Source organism: Bacteroidales bacterium (assembly GCA_017521245.1).
GTDB lineage: Bacteria > Bacteroidota > Bacteroidia > Bacteroidales > G3-4614 > Caccoplasma_A.
Genome location: JAFXDI010000010.1, coordinates 1 through 21,960, shown reverse-complemented (window position 1 = coordinate 21,960; position 21,960 = coordinate 1). Strand labels below are relative to the sequence as shown.

At 36.4% G+C, this 21,960-nt stretch carries 25 protein-coding genes; 6 read left to right on the top strand and 19 right to left on the bottom strand.

Annotated elements, in window-relative coordinates:
- Positions 1–3: 3 nt before the first annotated feature.
- Both ribF and IKK64_02905 read left to right on the top strand, forming a co-directional pair.
- Positions 4–924, top strand: coding sequence for a riboflavin biosynthesis protein RibF (ribF, locus tag IKK64_02910; GenBank protein ID MBR4119014.1), 921 nt, complete (start codon positions 4–6; stop codon positions 922–924).
- Positions 925–942: 18 nt separating this feature from the next.
- Positions 943–1,587 (top strand): DedA family protein, encoded by a 645-nt coding sequence (locus IKK64_02905; protein ID MBR4119013.1) that lies wholly within the window; start codon positions 943–945, stop codon positions 1,585–1,587.
- 84 nt (positions 1,588–1,671) lie between these two features.
- On the opposite strand, the gene IKK64_02900 is transcribed toward IKK64_02905, so the two are convergent.
- The 4 genes from IKK64_02900 to IKK64_02885 form a co-directional block, all read right to left on the bottom strand.
- Entirely contained in the window at positions 1,672–2,169 is a 498-nt protein-coding gene (locus tag IKK64_02900) for an Lrp/AsnC ligand binding domain-containing protein (GenBank protein ID MBR4119012.1), read from the bottom strand.
- Between the two features lie 110 nt (positions 2,170–2,279).
- The gene (locus IKK64_02895; GenBank protein ID MBR4119011.1) at positions 2,280–3,140 is read right to left on the bottom strand and encodes an FKBP-type peptidyl-prolyl cis-trans isomerase; all 861 of its coding nucleotides are present in this window, start codon (positions 3,138–3,140) and stop codon (positions 2,280–2,282) included.
- A 5-nt stretch (positions 3,141–3,145) separates the two neighbouring features.
- Positions 3,146–4,006 carry an FKBP-type peptidyl-prolyl cis-trans isomerase gene (locus tag IKK64_02890; protein ID MBR4119010.1) on the bottom strand — a complete coding sequence of 287 codons (861 nt, stop codon included), beginning with the start codon at positions 4,004–4,006 and terminating at the stop codon, positions 3,146–3,148.
- Between the two features lie 2 nt (positions 4,007–4,008).
- On the bottom strand, positions 4,009–4,593 hold the full coding sequence (locus IKK64_02885) for an FKBP-type peptidyl-prolyl cis-trans isomerase (protein ID MBR4119009.1): 585 nt from the start codon (positions 4,591–4,593) through the stop codon (positions 4,009–4,011).
- A gap of 210 nt (positions 4,594–4,803) precedes the next feature.
- Between IKK64_02885 and IKK64_02880 the strand changes: the two genes are divergently transcribed.
- Positions 4,804–5,496, top strand: coding sequence for an NAD-dependent deacylase (locus IKK64_02880; GenBank protein ID MBR4119008.1), 693 nt, complete (start codon positions 4,804–4,806; stop codon positions 5,494–5,496).
- Between the two features lie 105 nt (positions 5,497–5,601).
- On the opposite strand, the gene IKK64_02875 is transcribed toward IKK64_02880, so the two are convergent.
- From IKK64_02875 to IKK64_02865, 3 genes are read right to left on the bottom strand one after another with little or no spacing between them, the layout of a single operon-like run.
- Positions 5,602–6,654, bottom strand: coding sequence for an Mrp/NBP35 family ATP-binding protein (locus IKK64_02875; GenBank protein MBR4119007.1), 1,053 nt, complete (start codon positions 6,652–6,654; stop codon positions 5,602–5,604).
- Positions 6,655–6,659: 5 nt separating this feature from the next.
- Entirely contained in the window at positions 6,660–7,421 is a 762-nt protein-coding gene (gene trmB, locus IKK64_02870; protein ID MBR4119006.1) for a tRNA (guanosine(46)-N7)-methyltransferase TrmB, read from the bottom strand.
- A 21-nt stretch (positions 7,422–7,442) separates the two neighbouring features.
- The gene (locus IKK64_02865) at positions 7,443–8,123 is read right to left on the bottom strand and encodes a hypothetical protein (protein MBR4119005.1); all 681 of its coding nucleotides are present in this window, start codon (positions 8,121–8,123) and stop codon (positions 7,443–7,445) included.
- Between the two features lie 180 nt (positions 8,124–8,303).
- Here IKK64_02865 and IKK64_02860 point away from each other — a divergent pair, with 180 nt between their 5' ends.
- Complete coding sequence (locus tag IKK64_02860; GenBank protein MBR4119004.1) at positions 8,304–8,615, top strand: hypothetical protein; 312 nt, start codon at positions 8,304–8,306, stop codon at positions 8,613–8,615.
- Positions 8,616–8,715: 100 nt separating this feature from the next.
- On the opposite strand, the gene gap is transcribed toward IKK64_02860, so the two are convergent.
- Both gap and panB read right to left on the bottom strand, forming a co-directional pair.
- Positions 8,716–9,726 carry a type I glyceraldehyde-3-phosphate dehydrogenase gene (gene gap, locus IKK64_02855; protein MBR4119003.1) on the bottom strand — a complete coding sequence of 337 codons (1,011 nt, stop codon included), beginning with the start codon at positions 9,724–9,726 and terminating at the stop codon, positions 8,716–8,718.
- Positions 9,727–10,078: 352 nt separating this feature from the next.
- Positions 10,079–10,900, bottom strand: a complete 822-nt coding sequence (panB, locus tag IKK64_02850; protein MBR4119002.1) for a 3-methyl-2-oxobutanoate hydroxymethyltransferase — start codon at positions 10,898–10,900, stop codon at positions 10,079–10,081.
- A gap of 124 nt (positions 10,901–11,024) precedes the next feature.
- Here panB and IKK64_02845 point away from each other — a divergent pair, with 124 nt between their 5' ends.
- Entirely contained in the window at positions 11,025–12,482 is a 1,458-nt protein-coding gene (locus tag IKK64_02845; GenBank protein MBR4119001.1) for an amino acid permease, read from the top strand.
- A gap of 127 nt (positions 12,483–12,609) precedes the next feature.
- On the opposite strand, the gene meaB is transcribed toward IKK64_02845, so the two are convergent.
- The 10 genes from meaB to IKK64_02795 all read right to left on the bottom strand — a co-directional run bounded on the left by meaB (position 12,610) and on the right by IKK64_02795 (position 21,396).
- Complete coding sequence (gene meaB / locus IKK64_02840; GenBank protein ID MBR4119000.1) at positions 12,610–13,704, bottom strand: methylmalonyl Co-A mutase-associated GTPase MeaB; 1,095 nt, start codon at positions 13,702–13,704, stop codon at positions 12,610–12,612.
- A 9-nt stretch (positions 13,705–13,713) separates the two neighbouring features.
- Entirely contained in the window at positions 13,714–14,772 is a 1,059-nt protein-coding gene (locus IKK64_02835; GenBank protein ID MBR4118999.1) for a DUF1573 domain-containing protein, read from the bottom strand.
- 18 nt (positions 14,773–14,790) lie between these two features.
- Complete coding sequence (locus tag IKK64_02830) at positions 14,791–15,180, bottom strand: DUF1573 domain-containing protein (GenBank protein ID MBR4118998.1); 390 nt, start codon at positions 15,178–15,180, stop codon at positions 14,791–14,793.
- 62 nt (positions 15,181–15,242) lie between these two features.
- Positions 15,243–15,737: a GNAT family N-acetyltransferase gene (locus IKK64_02825; GenBank protein ID MBR4118997.1), complete on the bottom strand. Its 495-nt coding sequence runs from the start codon at positions 15,735–15,737 to the stop codon at positions 15,243–15,245.
- A gap of 1 nt (position 15,738) precedes the next feature.
- Positions 15,739–17,100 carry a histidine--tRNA ligase gene (locus tag IKK64_02820; protein MBR4118996.1) on the bottom strand — a complete coding sequence of 454 codons (1,362 nt, stop codon included), beginning with the start codon at positions 17,098–17,100 and terminating at the stop codon, positions 15,739–15,741.
- 171 nt (positions 17,101–17,271) lie between these two features.
- Entirely contained in the window at positions 17,272–18,243 is a 972-nt protein-coding gene (locus IKK64_02815; protein ID MBR4118995.1) for an acyltransferase family protein, read from the bottom strand.
- A 308-nt stretch (positions 18,244–18,551) separates the two neighbouring features.
- A complete protein-coding gene (locus IKK64_02810; protein ID MBR4118994.1) occupies positions 18,552–19,007 on the bottom strand; it encodes a PepSY-like domain-containing protein in 456 nt (151 codons plus the stop codon).
- A 318-nt stretch (positions 19,008–19,325) separates the two neighbouring features.
- Positions 19,326–19,646, bottom strand: coding sequence for a hypothetical protein (locus IKK64_02805; protein MBR4118993.1), 321 nt, complete (start codon positions 19,644–19,646; stop codon positions 19,326–19,328).
- Positions 19,647–19,750: 104 nt separating this feature from the next.
- Positions 19,751–20,494 (bottom strand): hypothetical protein, encoded by a 744-nt coding sequence (locus IKK64_02800; GenBank protein ID MBR4118992.1) that lies wholly within the window; start codon positions 20,492–20,494, stop codon positions 19,751–19,753.
- Complete coding sequence (locus IKK64_02795; GenBank protein MBR4118991.1) at positions 20,491–21,396, bottom strand: WYL domain-containing protein; 906 nt, start codon at positions 21,394–21,396, stop codon at positions 20,491–20,493. Before IKK64_02795 ends, IKK64_02800 begins: the two co-directional genes overlap by 4 nt.
- 186 nt (positions 21,397–21,582) lie before the next feature.
- Here IKK64_02795 and IKK64_02790 point away from each other — a divergent pair.
- Positions 21,583–21,960, top strand: a 378-nt coding sequence (locus IKK64_02790; protein ID MBR4118990.1) for a hypothetical protein, incomplete at its 3' end; no start/stop codon positions are given.

Here is a 21,960-nt window from a genome sequence, read left to right as displayed (position 1 = left end):
ATGATGAAGATTGTAACAACAGCATCGCCTAACTTACCTAAGATAATTGCAGGGATAGGTTTTTTTGATGGAGTTCATTTGGGACATCAGTCTCTAATAGAGGAGATAAAATCAACCTCTGCCGAGAAGGGAGTTTCATCTGCTATTGTAACTTTTCGCCGTCACCCACGCTCTGTCTTAAATAGTGAATATCGACCACAACTATTAAACTCCTTTAACGAGAAGATGCAACATCTCTCTAATACGGGAGTAGATTATGCAATAGCGTTGGATTTTGATATTGCAATGTCAAAGATGAGCGGTTATGATTTTATAAAATATCTTCGCGATAAATATAATTTGCTTGGGTTGTATATTGGTTACGATCATAAGTTTGGTCATAACCGCAGTGATAATTTTGAGGATTATCAACGATATGGTAAGGAGTTGGGAGTTGAAATATATAGAGCAGGGGTAGCTCTTGCGGGAACAACACCCATAAGTTCATCTGCGATACGCCGCTTCTTGAAGGAGGGTGGTGTAGATGTAGCAAATAGAATGCTTTCGTATCCCTATACTTTATGTGGTAAGGTGGTGTCGGGCTATGGCGTAGGACGCACAATAGGTTTTAAAACAGCCAATATTGAGATTGAAGATTTAGATAAACTAATACCCTCAAATGGTGCTTATGCTGTTTATGTCAAGACTTCTGACAGAGTGATGCGAAAAGGTATGATGAATATTGGCAATCGCCCAACAGTTCATGATAATACCGAGAGAACAATAGAGGTGCATATCTTTGATTTTGAGGGAGACATTTACGAAACAGATATAGAAATTATTTTAGAAAAGTTTATGCGTCCTGAGCGTAAAATGAGTGGATTAGATGAGTTGAAGTGCCAACTTGAGGAGGATGCTCAACGAGCAAAAGAGATTTTAAAATAGAGATAAAACAAATAGCAAATGGAGTCGATAGCATTTATACAGTGGTGTTTAGATAACTTAAATTATTGGACAATAACTCTTCTAATGACAATAGAGAGTTCATTTATACCTTTTCCCTCTGAGGTTGTTGTGCCACCGGCAGCGTGGTTGGCGGCAACAGGGGGTAACGATTTGAATATATATTTAGTAGTGGCATTTGCAACATTAGGAGCCTGCCTCGGAGCATTGATAAACTACTATTTGGCTCTATGGTTAGGGCGTCCTATTATATATAAATTTGCAAATAGCAAGATAGGACATTTGTGTCTTTTAGATGAGGCAAAAATTAAAAATGCCGAAGAGTATTTTGATAAACATGGAGCAGTATCAACCCTTGTTGGTCGCCTAATCCCTGCGGTGCGTCAGTTAATATCAATACCTGCGGGATTGGCAAGAATGAGAATAGATAAGTTTCTGCTTTTTACAACCATAGGAGCAGGAGCGTGGAATGCTGTTTTGGGGCTTATTGGTTGGGCATTAGCAAAAGTGCCTGGTATTCAAACAAGGGAACAGTTGCTTGAACGAGTTACAGAGTATAGTCACATTATCGGATACTCTATTCTTGCAATAGTAGTGATTATTTTAGCAATAATTATTTTTAAGTCACTTCGTATGAGAAAATAAAACAAAAAAGTAAATAACAATCATAAAAAAATAGGACTTATTTAATAAGTCCTATTTTTGTGTTTATTTATCTTTTTTCAACTTTTACTCCTCTTTAAAACTATTTTCGTTGTCGATGATTGCTTTTTGTTCAACAGGGATTTCCCTTGAAAAACTCTCCTCTAACGAGATAAGGGTCTCGGTCTCTGCTACTCCGGGTATATCCTGAATCTTTCCGTTTACAAGTTCCATTAGGTGTTCGTTGTCACGAGCATATAGTTTACACATCATGGTGTATGGACCTGTTGTAAAGTGGCACTCTATAACTTCGGGTATTCTTAATAGTTCAGGAACAACCAATTTGTACATTGAGCCTTTCTCAAGTTTTAGTCCTATATATGTACAAGTGCGATAACCTAAAATTTTAGGATTTACTCTATATCCTGAGCCTACTATCACATTCATATCAATCAATCGTTGAATGCGTTGGTGTACGGCTGCTCTTGAAACTCCGCACTCTGTTGCAACGTCTTTCGATGGGATACGTGCGTTACGCATTATTATCGAAAGAATCTTTCTGTCAAGTTTATCTATTTTTTCCATATTTGTATGTTTGTATTACAAATGTATATAAAAAATAGAAATATGCCTATAAAAAAAGAAAAAATGTGACGTTTTGCCACATTTTTTCTTTAAGTATGTAAAAACCTCTATTATTTGGTTATTTCTAACAATTCAACCTCAAAAATAAGAGGACTAGCTGGAGGAATTGGTCCTGTTCCTTGTTCTCCGTATCCTAATTGATATGGGATGTAGAAGGTAAATTTAGAGCCCTCGGGCATTAAACAAATACCCTCTTTCCATCCTTGAATTAAGTTTTGAAGTGAGAAGTCGGCTGGTTTCCCTCTTTTATATGAACTGTCAAACTCAGTTCCGTCAATTAGTTTTCCCGAATAGTGAACTTGAACTAAACTTGTAACTAATGGTTTCTCTCCCTCTCCAAGTCTCTCTATTTTGTAAAGAAGTCCGCTTTCGGTTTTGATAACACCCGGCTCTTTCTCCATCTTTGCTAAGAACTCGGCACCTGCAATTTTGTTTTTCTCCAACTCCTCATTCTTTTTCTTTTGCATTGCTTCGCGAAGAATGTTGTTTGTTTGGGCATAAACCTCTGCTAATTGCTCTTCAGTGTATAGCATATTGGCAGAGTCGTTAGCAAGTTGTGCAATTAATGAGCCAACAATTATATCTTTTGGTAATTCAAAGTTTACATCGTTTTTCATTTGCTCCAACATGCCTATGGTTTGTTTGCCCATAGCCATACCGTATGCGTATGCAATACTATCTTGTAACGAGTTTAGAGTAATAGTCTTGCAACATTTGTTATCGGGAGTACACTCTTTTTGCTCCCCTTTAACTTTTGTATCTTTGCTATCTTTTGTTTTTGCTTTTTTCTCTTTCTTTGTTGCTACCTGCTCGGTTTTTACGCCCTCCTTTTTGTTACCTTTCTCTTTCTTTGCAAAGGCAGAAGGGGAAATAAGAGCAAAACAAAGAACTAAAATTGCTAACTTTTTCATATTGCTTATTCAATGTCGGTTAGTTCCAATTCAAATATTAGAGTAGAGTTTGAAGGTATGCCACCTTGAACAAGAGCGCCATAACCTAAGTTAGCAGGAATATAAACCTCGTATTTAGCACCCTCATCCATAAGAAGTAGAGCCTCAGTAAATCCGGGAATAAATCCGCTAACTACGCCTTTAGCTCCCTCGCTTTTATCAAACTCTGTACCATCAATCAATGTTCCGCGATAGTTCATTGTAATCTTAGAGTCTCTGGTTGGGAAGTTTCCATTACCTTTATTGATGACTTTATAAAGCAATCCGCTCTCGGTTTTTATTACTCCCTCTTCTTGTGCTTTACTTGCTAACCAAGCCTCTCCTTTTGCCAAGTTTTCTTGAGCCTCAGGAGTTGCTGCAAAACGAGCCTCCTCTTCGCTTCTCTTTTGAGCAAGGAATTTCTCTAATATAGTATTAGCAATTATGTTTGCCTCAGTTTGAGTAAATTTAAGAGAGTCTTCGTTAATTGCATCGGCAAATGCTTTAAGGAAAATATCTTTGTTCATCATCACGCCAATTACATTAACATCGCGCTCCATATTCATAGCAATGTTAAAACCAATATTCTCTCCAATTCTGTAAGAGTATTCGCTTGTGTCAGACATTAATCCTGCTTTAAATCCTTTAATGAACTCATCGGCATTCATTTTGTTGTCGTATGCTAATTGAGGAGCAATATTGCTTCCAACCAACATACCTTGAGCGTAACTCATACTATCAATATCGTTAGTAAGTTTTGCTTCTGACTTAAAGCTATCGCAAGATGCGAAAGTAATTGTTGTAATAGCAACAAAAAGAGCTGCTATCAAATAAAAACACTTTTTCATGATTATAAAACTTTTAATAATTCAACTTCAAAAATTAGAGTAGAGTTAGGCTCAATTGATTGCCCTGCTCCACGTTCTCCGTATGCAAGATTAGCTGGGATGAATAGTTTCCATTTAGCACCCTCGCTCATAAGTTGAAGAGCCTCGACCCAACCTTTAATAACACCATTTACAGGGAATTCTGCTGGTTGATTACGCATAACTGAACTATCAAATACAGTACCGTCAATTAGAGTTCCATGATAGTGACAACTTACAGTATCAGTAGCAGATGGTTTTTTACCGGTACCCTCAGTGATGATCTCATATTGCAATCCGCTTGGGAGTGTAACCACGCCTTCGCGTTTTCCGTTTTCAGCAAGGAATTTATTACCCTCCTCTAAGTTTTTGGTTAATTTCTCTTTTTCTGCCTTCTCAAAGTAGTCTTGAATAACAGTTCTTGCCTCGGCATCTGTCATTTTGGTACTCTCTCCGTTATAAACAGTTTTTACAGCTTCTGCAAAATCCTCAACTGAAAGGTTTACAAATCCTGATGATTTAAGGTTGTTTGCTATGTTCAATCCAATAGCATAACTTAGTTTATCCATATCTTTATTTTTTCTTTATGCGGAACGTTCCGCGTTAGTAATTATTATGATTTTCTAAACAATTGGCGAAGATAAAAAATTTTTTACAACTCCATTTAAACTTTTGAGTGAAAAATATATAAATTTACACATCAAAGTACAAATATTAATAAACAAATATTGTACCAAACATAATAACGTAAATAATATTAAGTAAGTTTACCTATAAAAATGAAAAAAGTAGTAATATTGACAGGAGCTGGAATATCGGCAGAGAGCGGATTGGCTGTGTTTAGAGGAAGTAATGGATTGTGGGGAAAATATAGAGTAGAAGATGTTGCAACAATCGAAGGGTGGTATCGTAACCCCGAGTTGGTGTTACAGTTCTACAATGAGCGTCGTAAAGAACTCTTGAAATGCTCACCCAATTATGGGCATATAGGCTTGGCAGAATTGGAGAAGAATTTTGATGTGCGAGTTATTACACAAAATGTTGATGATCTTCACGAGAAGGCAGGAAGCAGTAAGGTAATACATCTTCATGGGCGTTTAATGTGGGTACGTTCTGAAAAGAATGAGAACTTGCGTTTTGAACTTCCTGTTGATAATTACGAAACACATATAGGAGATAAAGCTCCGGATGGCTCACAACTTCGCCCTGATATTGTTTGGTTTGGCGAGGCAGTGCCAATGCTCGATGCAGCAATTGATTGGGTAGAGGAGGCCGATATATTTGTAGTTATAGGAACATCACTTAATGTATATCCTGCTGCGGGCTTGCTTCACTATGTACCAAACGGAATCCCAGTATATTTAATTGATCCAAACCCGGTTAATGATCCATACGGAAAGGTTACAACATATATAAATAGTGTGGCAAGTGAGGGGGTGAGGCGCTTAAAAGAGATGTTGCTTAGTGAATAAAAAGGGGTAAACTCAATATCAAAGTGATAAAAGCAAGAAGAGGGTGTATCAGAAATGAAACACTCTCTTCTCTATTTACTTTATGAGTATCTATATTATAGGTTGCTATTTTGTTGTAATATTCTTAACAAGATTATCAAAAATTTCACCGATAACGCTATCAGATGATAGTGCTATTGGTTTCCCCTCATCGCCACCCTCTCTGATGCTTTGAATAAGAGGTATCTGAGCAAGAAGAGGAACATTTGCGCTCTTTGCCAAATTCTCTCCGCCACCTTTACCAAAAATGTAGTATTTGTTCTCCGGAAGTTCGGCAGGGGTAAACCACGACATATTCTCCACAATACCAACAATAGGTACATTAATTTGTGGATTTTGGAACATATCCACACCCTTTCGTGCATCGGCAAGAGCCACCTCTTGAGGAGTGGTAACAATTATTGCCCCTGTAAGCGGTATAAGTTGAACAATAGTCAAATGAATATCACTTGTTCCCGGAGGTAGGTCAATTAAAAGGTAATCCAACTCCCCCCAAGCAGCCTCAGTGATAAGTTGCTTAATTGCATTACTTGCCATACCGCCACGCCAAACAGTAGCACTGCCTTTGTTTACAAAGAATCCTATTGATAAAAGTTTAATACCATATTGCTCGATAGGTTTGATGAAATCCTTTCCGTCAACCTCTTCTGCAACAGGTCGAGCATCCTCACAATTAAACATTGTAGGGACAGAGGGTCCAAAAATATCGGCATCTAACAATCCAACTTTGAACCCGTTACGAGCTAAAGCAACTGCAAGATTTGAAGATACTGTCGATTTACCAACACCACCTTTGCCCGAAGCAATTGCAATAATATTTTTTACTTTTGGCAGTACAGGCTCATTCTCTGCTTTGGGTTGTTGCTTAAACTGAGGAGTAATGTTGCCTTTAATCTCAACGCCCTCTCCAACGTAAGTTAAAATTGCAGTCTCTGCTGCACGTATCATCGACTTGATAAAAGGGTCGTTAGGGCGGTCAAAGATAAGCGAAAATGAAACTTTGTTGCCTTCAATGCGAATGTTGTCTGCAACCATCTCTGCGGTTACAAGATCTTTACCATTTCCCGGGTAACGCACTGTTGCAAGTGCATCTAATATAAGTTTAGGATATATTGTCATAATTATTACTCTCCTTTCTTGGGTTGTTGACTTCTTCTGCTTCTGTTAAAACTTCTGTAACTATCATATTCAATCTCAATATCAGGCTCTACGAGAGGCTCGGTAGAAGAGGGTATAAAACTCAAATATTTTATAGTTAAACCACGCTCTAACCATTGTTGCTCATAGAATGTTTTAATTTGTAATATCTTATCCTCAATTCCTGAATTATATAAATCATCAGTGTTGGTGATAACATCAAACTTGTTAAGTTTAACCATTTCGGCTGTATAAGTATATAAGAATGGACTATCACTCTTTAAGTGGATAATACCACCGGGTTGTAAAATTTTCTTATATAGTTCAATGAAGTTTGTAGCAGTTAAACGCTTACGGTATTTCTTCATTTGGGGGTCAGGGAATGTAATCCATATTTCCGAAACCTCATTTTCAGCAAAGAAGTATGGGATAAGTTCGATGGATGTTCTAAGGAAAGCAACGTTCTTCATCCCTTTCTCTAACGACTCTTTTGCGCCTGACCATATTCTCGCTCCCTTAATATCTATACCAATAAAATTTTTCTCAGGATACAACTCTGCCAGTCCCACAGTATATTCTCCTTTCCCGCATCCCAACTCTAAAACAATGGGGTTGTTGTTCTTGAAAAAAGTCTCACCCCATTTACCTTTCATATCAAACCCCTTCTCTTTTAATACCGAGAATGGATATTGAAAAACGTGAGGGCATTTTTCAACAAATTCAAATTTCTGTAACTTATTTTTTCCCATAAAGGTTCTATCTATTTAATTTTATAATCTGCTATCAAATCTGATAATATTCTCAACTACAAAAAGGGCTCTTATGTCGCTCTTTTGAATTTCAATATCATCGTACTCACTATTTGCACTTTTCAAAATAACGAGGTCGGGATTTTCGTGTTTTCTTACAAACTTAACCATTCGATAGTCATCAAGAAGAACAACATAAATTTGTCCCCAGAAGATTAGGTTTATATTCTTAACCTCTCTTATTGAAAGCATATCTCCATTGTTGATAACAGGGCTCATACTATCACCGCTAACCTTAACAATATAGTTCTCGGGATTAATGAAAGGCATATTTATTGAGCCTATAATTTGTTCTGAAGTAAACATCAAGCTTCTTCCGCTTGGACCAGCGGTAACATCAATATCATACACCTTTGCACCAATAGCCTCGTTACTCTTGATGGCACTTGACGGAAGAGTTATTGTTCTTGAGTGAGATGCGACAGAGGTTTTGAATTTTTCTCCCTTCCCCTCTAATAGCCACTCTTTTGATACGCCCAATTCAACAATAATTTTGTTTGTTAATACGCGGGTTACTGCTAATTTTCCATTAATCTGTTTTGAGAAATTAGAGCAATCTGTGCCAATGCGTGAAGCAAATTCGTTTTGACTAATACCCATCTCTTTGATGAGTTCTTTAATTCTTAATGCAATCTCGTTCATTCAATGTTATTGTATAAATATAACAGTCGTGCGTTGTAAAATTACCTTATTTTTGTTGCTGTGAAGATTTTTGTCGTTTTTCTTTCTTTAATTACTACAAAGATATGTAAAGTTTTTGGATTGTAGAAATATATATATGGTAAAAATCTTGAAAGGTGTGGTTAATAAACAATAAATTGTATGAAGAGTAATAGATTAATAGTTGAATTTATGCGAGTGTCGCTATTGGCGGCATCTTACTTTATTTTAAATTTTGAAGATATGGTTAATACAAACGGTGTATATCTATATGAATTTAAGACTAATGTTAAGGGTGAAGATATTATAATCTCGGCAACTTATCGTCCAAAGAGTGAGTTTTGCTCTTGCTCTTTTTTTACATTTGAGGCAGAGGGATGTGATCCGGATCTTAACATTAAATATAGAGGGTGTCCTAAAGTAGCCTCTGAGTGTGCAAAAGAGGTTATTGAAGAGTTTCTTAGTCGTATCTAAAAATCTGATTCTCTATAAAATGTTTTGCGGATGGTTGGGTGTAAAAAAATAGGGATTGCAAAAACAACCCCTATTCGATGAATATATTTTCTTATGAAAATTATCCGTTAACTTTTTTCATGTAAGCGATTAACTCAAGAACTTTGTTTGAGTAACCAATCTCGTTGTCATACCAAGATACAACTTTAACGAAAGTATCAGTTAAAGCGATACCAGCTTTAGCATCGAAGATTGAAGTACGAGCATCTCCTAAGAAGTCAGAAGATACAACATCGTCCTCAGTGTAACCAAGTACACCTTTCAACTCGTTCTCTGAAGCAGCTTTCATAGCCTCGCAAATCTCAGCGTATGTTGCAGGTTTCTCCAAGTTAACTGTTAGGTCAACAACTGAAACGTCCAAAGTAGGAACGCGGAATGCCATACCAGTTAATTTACCGTTAAGTTCAGGAATAACTTTACCTACTGCTTTAGCAGCACCTGTTGAAGAAGGAATAATGTTTCCTGCTGCTGCACGACCACCTCTCCAGTCTTTCAAAGAAGGACCGTCAACTGTTTTTTGAGTAGCAGTTGTTGAGTGAACTGTAGTCATCAAACCATCTTTGATACCCCATTTGTCGTTCAATACTTTAGCGATAGGAGCAAGACAGTTAGTTGTACAAGAAGCGTTAGAAACAAATTGAGTTCCTTTAACATATTTGTCGAAGTTTACACCACAAACGAACATAGGAGTTGCGTCTTTTGAAGGTGCAGACATTACAACATATTTAGCACCAGCCTCGATGTGAGCTTGAGCTTTCTCTTGAGTCAAGAAAAGACCAGTTGACTCAACTACGTACTCTGCCTCAACCTCGTTCCATTTTAGGTCAGCTGGGTTACGCTCTGCAGTTACGCGAATTTCATTACCGTTAACAATCAATTTGCTGTTTTCAACGTCAGCCTCGATTGTTCCCTCGAATTGACCGTGCATAGTGTCATATTTTAGCATGTATGCCAAATAGTCAACTGGGCAAAGGTCGTTAATACCAACGATTTGGATATCGTTTCTTGTTTGAGCTGCACGGAATACGAAACGTCCGATACGTCCGAATCCATTAATACCTACTTTAATCATTGTTTTTTAAAACTTTAAATGGTTTTATAAATAAAATTTAGTTCAAATCTCTTTTTTAGGACTACAAAGGTAGTTATTTTTTTAATAATTAAGAACAATTGTATCGAAAATATATACCTTTTTTATCACATTTTTGAAAAAATGAATAAAAAGAGTTTTTCTATATATCAAATTGTAAAGTCAAGTTATCAATTGTTTAAGTTCTTAATTGCAGCAAAGTTGTTTTTAATTAGGCTCAATAACAAATAAAATATATATTGTTGAGCGAGAACAGATTCAATAAACGAATGTTTGTAAACTAACAGCTAACAACTACCCCAATGGGGTGGCAAAGCCAACAACTAAGAACTATCTAATATTGCTCACTCTCATTGGGGAAATCGCACGACTTAACATCCTCAATATAGTGTTTCACTGCGTTGGTTATCTCAGTGCTAAGGTCAGAGTATCTCCTGAGAAATCTTGGAGAGAACCCTTTGTTTATGCCCAGCATATCGTGCATAACCAAAACTTGACCATCAACGCCGCCACCGGCTCCGATACCAATAACCGGAATGGTCAACTCCTCAGCAACTCTTTTTGCAAGAGCGGCAGGAACCTTCTCAATAACAACAGCACAGCATCCCAACTCTTCCAAAAGGTGAGCATCCTTTATAAGTTTTTGAGCCTCTGCTTCCTCTTTTGCTCTAACAGCGTAACCTCCAAATTTGTTTATCGATTGAGGAGTCAATCCCAAGTGTCCCATAATAGGAATACCAGCACTTAATATGCGTGATATAGACTCTTGTATCTCTTCTCCTCCTTCAAGTTTAACACAGTCGGCACCAGTCTCTTTCATAATTCTGATGGCAGAGTTAAGAGCCTCTATTGAGTTTCCTTGATAAGTACCAAAAGGCATATCAACCACCACTAACGCTCTCTTAACTGCACGCATAACCGAGCATCCGTGATATATCATTTGGTCTAAAGTCATAGGCAGAGTAGTAATGTTACCTGCCATTACATTTGAAGCCGAATCGCCCACCAGAATAATGTCCATACCTGCCTCGTCAATAAGTTTTGCCATTGAGTAGTCGTATGCGGTGAGCATCGAAATTTTTTCGCCCCTTGCCTTCATCTCGGTTAATCTGCGAGTAGTTACTTTGCGAGGAGCAGTTTCATTATATGTTGACATAATATTATCTCCGTTAATAATTCTTTGCAAAGTTAATGCTAATTTTTTTCTTACACCATTTTTGAACTATAAAAAGTGGATATTTGTTTTATAGAGCAAAGTTTAAACTAATAATTTAAGTAGTATGGCAGATGTAAAGAAGAGTGTAAAATTAGGAGTCTTTACGTTGGCAATTATGAACGTAACAGCAGTAGTGTCGTTACGGGGATTGCCAGCCGAGGCAGAGTATGGTTTAAGTTCGGCGTTTTATTATATCTTCGCCGCAATAGTATTTTTAATTCCAACAGCAATGGTGGCTGCCGAACTGGCTGCAATGTTTCAGGATAAGCAGGGAGGAGTCTTTCGTTGGGTTGGCGAGGCGTTTGGTAAACGGGTTGGATTTCTTGCCATTTGGGTACAGTGGATTCAAAACACTATATGGTATCCAACAGTTCTAACATTCGGAGCGGTTTCGTTGGCGTTTATAGGAATGAATCCACAATCCGATATGCTTTTGGCTTCCAATAAAATTTACACATTAGTAGTGGTGTTAATAATATATTGGGTGGCAACCTTTATCTCTCTAAAGGGTTTGGAATGGGTAGGAAAGGTCTCTAAAATTGGAGGTTTGGTAGGTACTATAATTCCGGCAATAATACTTGTTGTATTGGGAGTTGCCTATCTTATGACAGGAGGAGAGTCGCAAATGGATTTTAGTGGAAATTTCTTCCCTGATCTCTCAAATTTTAACAATCTTGTATTGGCATCGGGGATATTCCTTTTCTATGCAGGAATGGAGATGAGTGGAGTTCACGTAAAGGAGATGGATAACCCCTCAAAGAACTACCCTCGAGCCATATTTATAGGCTCAGCAATAACTGTTCTTATATTTATATTGGGGACATTCTCGTTAGGTATGATAATTCCGCAAAAGGATATAAACCTAACACAAAGTTTGCTGGTTGGTTTTGATAGATACTTCTCTTATATACACGCATCGTGGTTATCTCCCATTATGGCAATAGCACTGACGTTTGGTGTTTTGGCAGGAGTTCTTACTTGGGTTGCAGGACCATCAAAAGGATTGTTCTCAGTAGGTAGAGCAGGTTATCTTCCTCCGTTCTTCCAAAAGACAAATAGTATTGGAGTACAAAAAAATATCCTCTATATACAAGGAGTTGCGGTAACATTCTTGTCTTTATTGTTTGTGGTAATGCCTTCGGTGCAAAGTTTCTATCAAATCTTGTCTCAATTAACCGTATTGCTATATATAATTATGTATCTGTTAATGTTTGCAGCGGCAATAGCATTGCGTTATAAAATGAAGAGTGCTAAACGTCCATTCCGTATAGGTAAGGGTAATCTGCTTATGTGGATAGTGGCAGGAGTTGGATTTTTAGGTTCATTATTAGCCTTCGTGTTAAGTTTTGTGCCACCAGCACAAATAGAGGTTGGAAGCAGTGCAGTATGGTATTCGGTTTTGATAATCGGATGTATTGTAGTGGTTGTTATACCATTTATTATATATGCTAACCGAAAACCTCATTGGCTTGATAAAAACTCGGAGTTAGAGCCATTTCATTGGGAGGAGAATAGCAAATAGTTGTTAGACAAATTGAACTAATAGTAGCAATAGTGATAAAATAGAGGTTTTGTTCACTCTTATACAGCAAAAGGTTGCAATGTTGCAACCTTTTGCTCGTTGTTTATATTTGTTGTTATTCTGATAACTACTTAAGTCTCTTAAAATAGAAATCTAAAATCTCTCCTGCTGCTGTAAAGGGGCTCTGTTGGGAGTTTAAAACAAGATTCTCTTTCTCTGCTAACATCTGGGCAATCTCAGGGTTATTAAAGAAGTGTGATTTTAGTTTATCGTTAATAGTCTCGAGCATCCAATATTGAGCCTGCTCGTTACGTTTACGATTGAAATATCCATTCTTCTTTACAAAGTCGATATAACTATAAATCATATCCCATACCTCTTTGATGCCAATGTCGTAGTAACCTGAGTAGGTTAAAACTTGGGGACTCCATCCCGATGCTGTTGGTGGAAACAGATGTAGAGCATTTTTGAAATGTGCCTGAGCAAGTTTTGCCTTCTCTATATTATCTCCATCTGCTTTGTTTATTACAATGCCATCTGCCATCTCCATTATGCCTCGCTTGATACCTTGAAGTTCATCGCCAGTACCTGCAAGTTGGATAAGAAGAAAGAAATCTACCATTGAGTGAACGGCTGTCTCTGATTGACCAACACCTACGGTCTCAACAAATATGGTGTCAAACCCTGCTGCCTCGCAAAGGATTATGCTCTCTCTGGTTTTTCTTGCCACTCCGCCAAGCGAGCCTGCTGAGGGCGAAGGGCGAATGAACGCCTCTTTTCTTACAGAAAGGCGTTCCATACGAGTTTTGTCTCCAAGTATAGAGCCTTTGGTAATCTCGCTACTTGGATCTATTGCAAGTACTGCAAGTTTGTGACCTCCGTTTACAACGTGAAGTCCAAAAGAATCAATTGAGGTACTCTTTCCAGAGCCGGGAACACCGGTAATACCAATTCTAATGGAGTTTCCTGAATATGGGAGACACAATTTTATAACCTCTTGAGCAATCTCCTGATGTGCAGGAAGGTTACTTTCAATAAGTGTAACTGCCTGACTTAAAATAGAAATATCACCTTTAAGAATCCCTTCGGCATACTCTTCTGCTGTGAATTTTCGGCGAACAATCTTTCTCTTTTTAAGGTATGGGTTAATAGTTGGTTGTTGCTCTACTCCACTATTTACATTTAATCCTGCAAACTCTTTGCTGTTTTCAACGTGTTCCATAATATCCTCCTATTTAAGAGTTGCGGTTACTTGAATGTTTATTTCGCTTTTTTCGGAATCGTTAGTTATGATAGTAACTGTTTCATTAACAATCCTGCTTTTGCATTTTGTGGGATTAAGAGAAATATTTAAAGAGGCAGAACCATTAGGTTTTATCTCGCTGTTTTTAACATTAACGCCAATAGAGGGAGAGGATGATGATGCCTTTCTTATTATAAGAGTCCCGTTTCCGTTGTTCTTAATCTTAATATCGCAATTTGAGGGAGATAAACTTACTACCTCTCCAAAATTAACCAATACCTTCTCAATCTCTGCCTTAGGTCGTTTATTTCCTTGTTTGCTAAAATCTTCTGATATATTTGAAAGAATTGATATCTTCTTGTTCATAGCACGAGAGTTGGGACGTTCCGATGTGATTAAAAACTCATCAATCTGTTTGCCCCATTCGTTGCTGTTCTCCGAATTATACACAACCGCAATCTTGCCCCTCTCTCCAGGTCTAAGTTTGTCGGGAAGTGCTTTAACGCTTATATATTGAGTGTTATTGGTTATCTTTATTGTCAAAGGTCTGTCGGTAGCATTCCAAGTGTCAAATAAAAGTTCTTTCTTCTCTCCCTTAACAATATTACCCATATCGTAGGTTATGGTTTTAAGTTTTAAACCATTTATAAAATACTTAAATTCGGCATTATCGGCGGGAGAGTTAACATTGCCTTTTATTACTAAACTCTTTTCTGAGGGATCTCCGTTGGTGATAATTTTTATCGACTTATTAAAAAATCCTGGACGACCTATTGCCGAATACTTAACATCAATAACTCCTGTTTTGCCTGGTGCAATAGGTGCTTTGGGGTAACTTGGAACAGTACACCCACAAGTAGCCTTGGCGTTAATGATAATCAGAGGAGCATTTCCAACGTTTTTAAATTTAAAAGAGTGGTTTACAAATCCCTCTTCTTCCGAAAAGTTTCCGAAATCATAAAGAGTCTCTTCAAATTCAATCTTTGGTTGGGCGTATGTTGCCAGCCAAAACAAGCAAAACATTAAAAATAAAACTCCTCTTCTCATAGTCTTAATATTAAAAAACTATTTTATTTCAGGGATAACATTGCCCGAAATGATCAATTTAATCTTCTCATCAGGGACGTTGGTATATATTGTTATGTTTTTTGAAAAGCCACCAGGACGTCCTTTTGCGTGATAGGTAACACCGATAACACCGCTCTCTCCAGGAGCAATAGGCGATTTTGGATATGTAGGAGCAGTGCATCCGCAAGAACTTGTAGCTCGAGTAATTATCAAAGGAGCATTGCCTTCGTTGGTAAAGCGAAATTCGCACGAAGCATCTCCATCCGCCTCTTTAATATTGCCATAATTGTGGCTGTCTTTCTCAAATACAATTTTTGGTGCTGCATCTTGAGCAAATATGGCAACCGAAACAATTAGTGCTGCCAATAAAGAATAAATGCGTTTCATAGTTATATGATTTTAATTGTTATACAGGTTTATAATATAAGACAAATAATATCAATTAAGGTTTACACTCCAATTTTCATAATGTAGTCGTTGGCAAAAAATCCACTGCCCAAATCAAAATCACCTTCCTCAATAATTTCCCACCCCATCTTTTTGTAAAAATCTAAAGTGGGGTTATTCCTGTTTACATTAAGAGTTATGGTTGCACCATTGGGATATAGGTCCTTTGCGTGTTCATAAACCTTGTTTATCATCTCTCTCCCAATATTTTTGCCATGCATATCAGAGCGGAGATACAATTTTTGAAGATGAAAAGCACCCTCGCCTTTATCTTCAATAGCAATATACCCCACTGCTTCACCTTCGCTATATACAATATAAAAAGAGTTGTTGTTCTGCATCTGTCGGCGAATACTATATGTTGAGTACATCATCTCAAGCATATACTCTATCTGCTCCTCCGAGAGAATATCCTCGTATGTCTCGCTAAAAATTTTGTGTCCCAATCTGCTGATTAGGCCAACATCGCTATCCTGTGCAAGAACAAACTCTGTCATATTACGAAAGTTTTGAAATTATTTCATCAACCGAAAGCAACTCCTGCTCTCCGCTGGTCATGTCTTTAAGTGTAATTTTACCCTCTTTAATCTCGTTCTCGCCAACAAGAGCAACAAAAGGAATAGACTTTGCATTTGCATATCCCATCTGTTTTTTCATCTTTGCACTTTCGGGGAAAATCTCTGTTCTGATGCCAGCACTACGAAGTTTCATAACGTGGGCAAGAGAGGCAATCTCCTCTTTTTCTCCAAAATTTACAAACATAATTTGGGTAGATTGAAGCGATTTCTCGGGATAAAGATTTAATTGGTTAAGAACATCGTATATTCTGTCGGCACCATAAGAGATACCAACGCCCGAAACTCCATTCAAACCAAATACTCCTGTAAGATTGTCGTAACGACCGCCACCGGAGATACTTCCAATTTGAACATCCAAAGCCTTAACCTCAAATATAGCGCCGGTATAGTAATTTAATCCACGAGCAAGAGTCAAATCAATTTGTAACTCAGAGCGAAGGTTGCATCCTTCAATCCTGTCAAGAATAAATTGAAGCTCCTCAATACCCTTCATTCCAATCTCTGATGATGATAGAGTTTTGCGAAGAGTCTCAAGTTTATCGTTGTTTGAACCCTCAAGTAAGATGATTGGGCGTAGTTGCTCAATGCTCTCTTCTGAGATGCCTTTGCTTCTAAGTTCCTCGTTTACGTTGTCTAAACCAATCTTGTCTAACTTGTCAATAGCAACGGTAATATCAATAATCTTATCAGCCTCACCAATAATCTCGGCAATACCGCTAAGTATCTTGCGGTTATTCATCTTGATGGCAACCCTGATACCTAAGCGGTTAAATACCTCATCAGTCATTTGAATAAGTTCAACCTCATTCAAAAGCGAGTTTGAACCAACAACATCGGCATCGCATTGATAAAATTCGCGATACCTGCCCTTTTGAGGTCTGTCGGCGCGCCAAACAGGTTGAATTTGGTATCTCTTGAAGGGGAAAGTAATCTCGTTTTGGTGCATAACAACGTAGCGGGCAAACGGAACGGTTAAGTCATACCTAAGTCCCTTCTCGCATAACAAAGATGCAAGTTTATTTGACTCTTTACTTTGCCAAAGTTCATCATTAACCTTTCCGGCAAAGTCTCCTGAGTTTAATATCTTAAAAAGAAGTTTATCGCCCTCTTCTCCATATTTACCCATAAGAGTAGAGAGGTTTTCCATAGCAGGAGTCTCAATCTCTTGGAATCCGAAAAGTTGAAAAACTTCGTTTATGGTGTTAAAAATATAGTTTCTCTTAGCTGTCTCAATAGTTGAGAAATCGCGAGTACCCTTTGGTATAGAAGGTTTAGTTGCCATATATAATTCTTTTATAGTGTCATTTATATTTTAATGATGCGAAGTTACAAAATATTTTAAAGCAAATATATCTTTGAGTCTATAAAATGTTAATGCTTTGGGTGATTCTAATTGAATATCACTCTGTTTTAGTAAATATTGGGACTTAATAAACAAATAGATCTAATTATATTATTCTCCCATTAATAATAATTTTGCAGTTTTGTTCCTTTCTGCCACCTTGCATATTGAGATGGTTAAGACTATTATAATAATGCAAGTTAAAATTGATAATAAGTCTAATATTAAATATTCGTTTGTATGAATGTTAAAGTGGTTTAGAATTTTTGATAGCAATCCGTTGAAAACAAATGAAGATGTGTAAATTACTAGTGAATATTGCCCGTAGCTTGCAAATGAATTGGGGATTTTTTCATTGAATTTTTTTATTACATATATGATGAATAGAGATAATAATAGCCCTATTGCAAACCTGTATATATAAGAATATAACATTTGTGTATTAAACTCTAAAATATCAAACGGACTCATATATACGCTTTTGCTTGGATCCCAATATATTGATAAAACAACTCCGGATATCAGTGATAAAATACTAATTGTTTTGATTAGTTTAACTCTGTCGCTATCTATCATTTTTCTTAAATAGTACCCCGTCCATAGATAAGGGAACATAAAATTAATATTTAGGATATTGGTGTGTGGGCATAAAATAACAAATATTGTCGATATCAAAAAACAGAGTGTATCATTCTTTATTAATTTTGCAGATACGATTATAATTCCGAGACATATAAAAAGAGCTTTTAAATACCAATAAAAAGATAGTACGCTGGAGATCGTAGGAATATTTATTGTAAATATGCAATAAATGAAATACCAAGATATTGCGGGGATAATCAATCTCTTGAATTTAGAGAATAGGTAAATAAACGTATTGGTTGATCTTAACTTGTCAAGATTCAAAAACCATCCGCTCATCAACATAAATAATGGCATATTAAATGCGATGTCTATTTCTGTTCCTCCCAAGAAGTTAGTCCATGTTCTTCCTGATATGGCTTGGGCACTATGGCTACATGTTACTATGAATATTGCAATGAATTTGCAAATATCGGGATATGTTAATCTGTTTGCTTGCATAATTGCGCTAGGATATTTGCAAACAAAAGTAATATATTATTTATGTTTGCACAAGATAAACATAGGCAACTATGTTTGAGTGAAATATACTATAAAATAAATCTTCTTATGACAAAGTAGAGGATGGCTAAAAAGGAGAATCCCCAAATTTTAAAATTCCTTCTGTCGGAGCTCTCCTTATTTTATATACAAAGAAAGCCATTTTGACTCTGAGTAAAATGGCTTTCTTTTTTATAGTAATTTAAGTTTATATTTATCTAAAGAAAAATTGGCATTTTTAGTTAGCCTTGTGTCTGTTTTTATTGAGATTAATCATCAAAGCCCATAAAGGCACCATTCTTGTCGAATCTCAACTCGATGCCATTCAAAAGTTCAACGTTGTATTGAAAATTAAATAACTCTTTGTCAACTTCAATTTTACCTATACAAATGCCGTTGTAATTTTCGGTAACGTAATTCGCAATATTTACAGGAATGGCACTATTTGTAATGCAATTTCTGTTACCCTCAATCTCTTTCCATTCTCCCTTAGATGTGAAATTTATTTTAGTTCCATCTGAGAAGTATACTTTATATTCAGTCTCTAAAAGTTCGCTATCTTTAACAGTAGAAACCAATTTCTTGTCAGCAAAATTTTGTTTAATAAAATTTTGAGCAGTTTCAGGAAGAGTTTTAACGTCAACTACAACCTCACGAGCAATTGTATTAAAAGCAAAAGCCGATACTAAAACAACGGCGATAAATGTAAATACTATCTTTTTCATAATTGTTAAAATTAATATTTCAATTGCAAATATAAACGATAAATTTAACAATCCAACTCTTTTTACAAACTTTATGATTTTAATACAAAATCTAAAACTTATACCTTATATATATAAGAGAGAAAAAATAATCCCTATAAAGTTGTATATTTGCAATTTCAAAAAAGTAAATTATGGAAAACTTACCACAATTCAACGAACATAACAAGCAGGAGTATCCTCCAATGCATAACGGAGAGTTTGACATATCACAAACAAAAAGCCACGCTATAATGCATCGATAATATGCACTATAGCGTGGTTGTCGGTTGGTATATATTATTGTATTCTCTGCATAATACTCTGTCTTATCCACCAAACAGCATAGCTCATAAACTTAAAGCCGCTTGACACGTCATATTTTTCAGCGGCTAATACCAATCCTTCATTTCCTGCGCTTATAAGCTCTTCCAATGGCAAGTTACAACCTTTGAACATTTTTGCAACAGCAGTTACAAGGCGTAATTTTGAATGAGAAAGTTTTTCTATTGCCAACTCTCTTTCAGTACCCTTTGATTTTATATCTTTTATAAGTTGCAACTCGTCTTCAATAGAACAAAACTGCTCATTCTCGCACATCTCTGTTATTCTCTTTTCCATACATTACTGAATTAATCGGTTCTTTATAATATATACGAAAAGAAATTGCATTTGTGGGTCTTAGTGACAGTATGATGTGCAAAAACATTGCACACCATTGTACTTTATAGTGAAATTTCTATATAACAAGTGAATATCTCAACACCGTCTATGGTGTTTTTGTATATTTGTTTTTGGTTATCATAAGCAAAATTGAGCGTACGCATAAAAGCGTCATAGTCTTCTTTGTTTTTCTTTGTTTTGGTGAAATCATAGTTTTCACTGGTCTTAAAAACCATTATTGGCATAAAGACAATATTCCCATAACCTTTCGCTTCACTTATTGAACCTGCCAAATAATGCAATAACTGATATCTTATTCCATTTTCTTCTAAAATTTCTGCGGGCTGTATTTTCAAGTATTTTTGGCACAAATCCTCTATTCTTGCTTTTCTTTTGCTTGCTGGATGCAATTTTACATATTTTAGTGATTCATTATATACATCAGACAATGTATCTCCAAAAGTTTCATCAACTTTTGCTTCAATACATACAACGATGCGACACTTACCGCATTGGGTCCATATAACCATATCCTGCTTTCGTCCAGATTTGTAGGTGTCAAAACGGCTTTCGTGTTCAATGCGTGCATGGGTATATTCCACATCGCCATATCCGCAGGCATTTAGACACTCTTTTATCTTTAGCATACCAAGAGATTGCTCAATAGCAGGAGATAAAAAATATGTAGCCAATGAATGAGCACTACGTCCTTCCTTCCAATGCTTGGAATTATCAACTTCAATAAAAGCATTTTTCCACGAAGTAATGTCTGTAATTACAGTGTTGTTTTTGTTTGAAATTATCATACGTTATATTTTTTATAAATTAAACAAATTCGTCTCTTTATCTCCTCTCTCAATTCCACAGGTTCCAGCACTTCAACATTTTCCCCCATAGCAAGTATGTGTGTTGAGAGTTCGGGTGTCAGGCATAATTTGTATTCAAACTCGCAAAATTCTCCATACTTTGATGCGCTCTCTTTTTGGGAACTATGAAGCGGTAAAGAACGCAAATATTCTATTTGCACACCATAGGCTCTTATCTTAACCTTGACAGGGTTGAGTTCTTCATTTACATATATTCCAACAGTGTTGGCATAGTACTTCTTTGCATTGAAATTCTTCGGCAATTTAAATGGCGTGTCTAATAAATTCATTTCAAGAGTGCGGTCAAGTGCAATGTTCCTTATACCGCCCAACTCTTTAATATAACCGACTACATACCAGCGTTGATGATAAACCTTCATAGCATAGGGCTGAATATTATATATTTTCCTATGCCCATAGAACTGCTGATAATCAATTTGCAGTTCTTTTGATTTTTGCATTGCCTCAATAACAGTTTGCAGATATTCTGTTCCACGCGGTATATCCTCAAACAGTATTCTCTCTTTCATATTATGCCCCGCTGTTATCATATTTGATAGGGTGAAAGAATTCAATAGCCATTTGCGGATACTGTCATTTTTCAATGTGTCAGGAGTAGATATGTAATATTTGTACCCATTTGAAGGATTGCATTTTATTTCAATACCAAACAACTCCTCAACTGCATTTTTATGTTGGTGGAAGGTGCGTAACGGCAACGGAGCACCATCTCCCAAGCGACATTCCTTCCATAAAACATTGATTTCTTCATAGGAAAGTTGCTTATGTTGAAGGAGTGTATTCAGCAACCAAATGTAACGGTTAAATGTCTTGCTTATCATAATTTACATCTACTGTATGCCACAAATATAGTTGAAATTTATAATAAATCATCACACAGGGGTTGAGTATTTTTCCCAAAATTGAAATTTTTATAGAGGTATGCATTGTTTATGCAGACCTTTGTATTGTTTTACATAAAAAACAACAAATCCTTTCGTATTATATATAGTAAAAACAATACTATAATGAAGAACAAACATTTACAAAAACGAAGCAACGCTGTTAAGCAGAAAGGAATAATTGAATCATTGGTTTTTCAAACAAATTGGGGGTTAAAAAGACTCTATGAACCCCCAAATGACTTTATAGGAACATTAGTAAAGGCCGAACTGGATTATATTGTAGAATTGAATTTATTTGAAGACTTGTTAATGATAAAAAAGTTTGTCGATGACGTGAAATCAACTTTTGACATTGAACCCGTTGCCGAACGTGGCGATTTTTGCAGAAGTCCAGTAGCTATTGCATTAGGTATTGGGAAAGTCGATGATATTACAAAAATAAGGACACCTATAGCCTGGCACGAACTTTTAGCAAAAAAACTTCTCTCAATATACTATCCG

What these genes read in the sequence shown, in the direction of transcription:
- ribF (MBR4119014.1), top strand. Translation starts at nt 4, where the DNA reads ATGAAGATTGTAACAACAGCATCGCCTAACTTACCTAAGATAATTGCA.
- IKK64_02845 (MBR4119001.1), top strand. Translation starts at nt 11,025, where the DNA reads ATGGCAGATGTAAAGAAGAGTGTAAAATTAGGAGTCTTTACGTTGGCA.
- IKK64_02880 (MBR4119008.1), top strand. Translation starts at nt 4,804, where the DNA reads ATGAAAAAAGTAGTAATATTGACAGGAGCTGGAATATCGGCAGAGAGC.
- IKK64_02810 (MBR4118994.1), bottom strand. Translation starts at nt 19,007, where the DNA reads ATGAAAAAGATAGTATTTACATTTATCGCCGTTGTTTTAGTATCGGCT.
- IKK64_02865 (MBR4119005.1), bottom strand. Translation starts at nt 8,123, where the DNA reads ATGAACGAGATTGCATTAAGAATTAAAGAACTCATCAAAGAGATGGGT.
- IKK64_02815 (MBR4118995.1), bottom strand. Translation starts at nt 18,243, where the DNA reads ATGCAAGCAAACAGATTAACATATCCCGATATTTGCAAATTCATTGCA.
- IKK64_02860 (MBR4119004.1), top strand. Translation starts at nt 8,304, where the DNA reads ATGAAGAGTAATAGATTAATAGTTGAATTTATGCGAGTGTCGCTATTG.
- panB (MBR4119002.1), bottom strand. Translation starts at nt 10,900, where the DNA reads ATGTCAACATATAATGAAACTGCTCCTCGCAAAGTAACTACTCGCAGA.
- trmB (MBR4119006.1), bottom strand. Translation starts at nt 7,421, where the DNA reads ATGGGAAAAAATAAGTTACAGAAATTTGAATTTGTTGAAAAATGCCCT.
- meaB (MBR4119000.1), bottom strand. Translation starts at nt 13,704, where the DNA reads ATGGAACACGTTGAAAACAGCAAAGAGTTTGCAGGATTAAATGTAAAT.
- IKK64_02900 (MBR4119012.1), bottom strand. Translation starts at nt 2,169, where the DNA reads ATGGAAAAAATAGATAAACTTGACAGAAAGATTCTTTCGATAATAATG.
- IKK64_02895 (MBR4119011.1), bottom strand. Translation starts at nt 3,140, where the DNA reads ATGAAAAAGTTAGCAATTTTAGTTCTTTGTTTTGCTCTTATTTCCCCT.
- gap (MBR4119003.1), bottom strand. Translation starts at nt 9,726, where the DNA reads ATGATTAAAGTAGGTATTAATGGATTCGGACGTATCGGACGTTTCGTA.
- IKK64_02875 (MBR4119007.1), bottom strand. Translation starts at nt 6,654, where the DNA reads ATGACAATATATCCTAAACTTATATTAGATGCACTTGCAACAGTGCGT.
- IKK64_02820 (MBR4118996.1), bottom strand. Translation starts at nt 17,100, where the DNA reads ATGGCAACTAAACCTTCTATACCAAAGGGTACTCGCGATTTCTCAACT.
- IKK64_02805 (MBR4118993.1), bottom strand. Translation starts at nt 19,646, where the DNA reads ATGGAAAAGAGAATAACAGAGATGTGCGAGAATGAGCAGTTTTGTTCT.
- IKK64_02825 (MBR4118997.1), bottom strand. Translation starts at nt 15,737, where the DNA reads ATGACAGAGTTTGTTCTTGCACAGGATAGCGATGTTGGCCTAATCAGC.
- IKK64_02835 (MBR4118999.1), bottom strand. Translation starts at nt 14,772, where the DNA reads ATGAGAAGAGGAGTTTTATTTTTAATGTTTTGCTTGTTTTGGCTGGCA.
- IKK64_02830 (MBR4118998.1), bottom strand. Translation starts at nt 15,180, where the DNA reads ATGAAACGCATTTATTCTTTATTGGCAGCACTAATTGTTTCGGTTGCC.
- IKK64_02905 (MBR4119013.1), top strand. Translation starts at nt 943, where the DNA reads ATGGAGTCGATAGCATTTATACAGTGGTGTTTAGATAACTTAAATTAT.
- IKK64_02795 (MBR4118991.1), bottom strand. Translation starts at nt 21,396, where the DNA reads ATGATAAGCAAGACATTTAACCGTTACATTTGGTTGCTGAATACACTC.
- IKK64_02890 (MBR4119010.1), bottom strand. Translation starts at nt 4,006, where the DNA reads ATGAAAAAGTGTTTTTATTTGATAGCAGCTCTTTTTGTTGCTATTACA.
- IKK64_02885 (MBR4119009.1), bottom strand. Translation starts at nt 4,593, where the DNA reads ATGGATAAACTAAGTTATGCTATTGGATTGAACATAGCAAACAACCTT.
- IKK64_02800 (MBR4118992.1), bottom strand. Translation starts at nt 20,494, where the DNA reads ATGATAATTTCAAACAAAAACAACACTGTAATTACAGACATTACTTCG.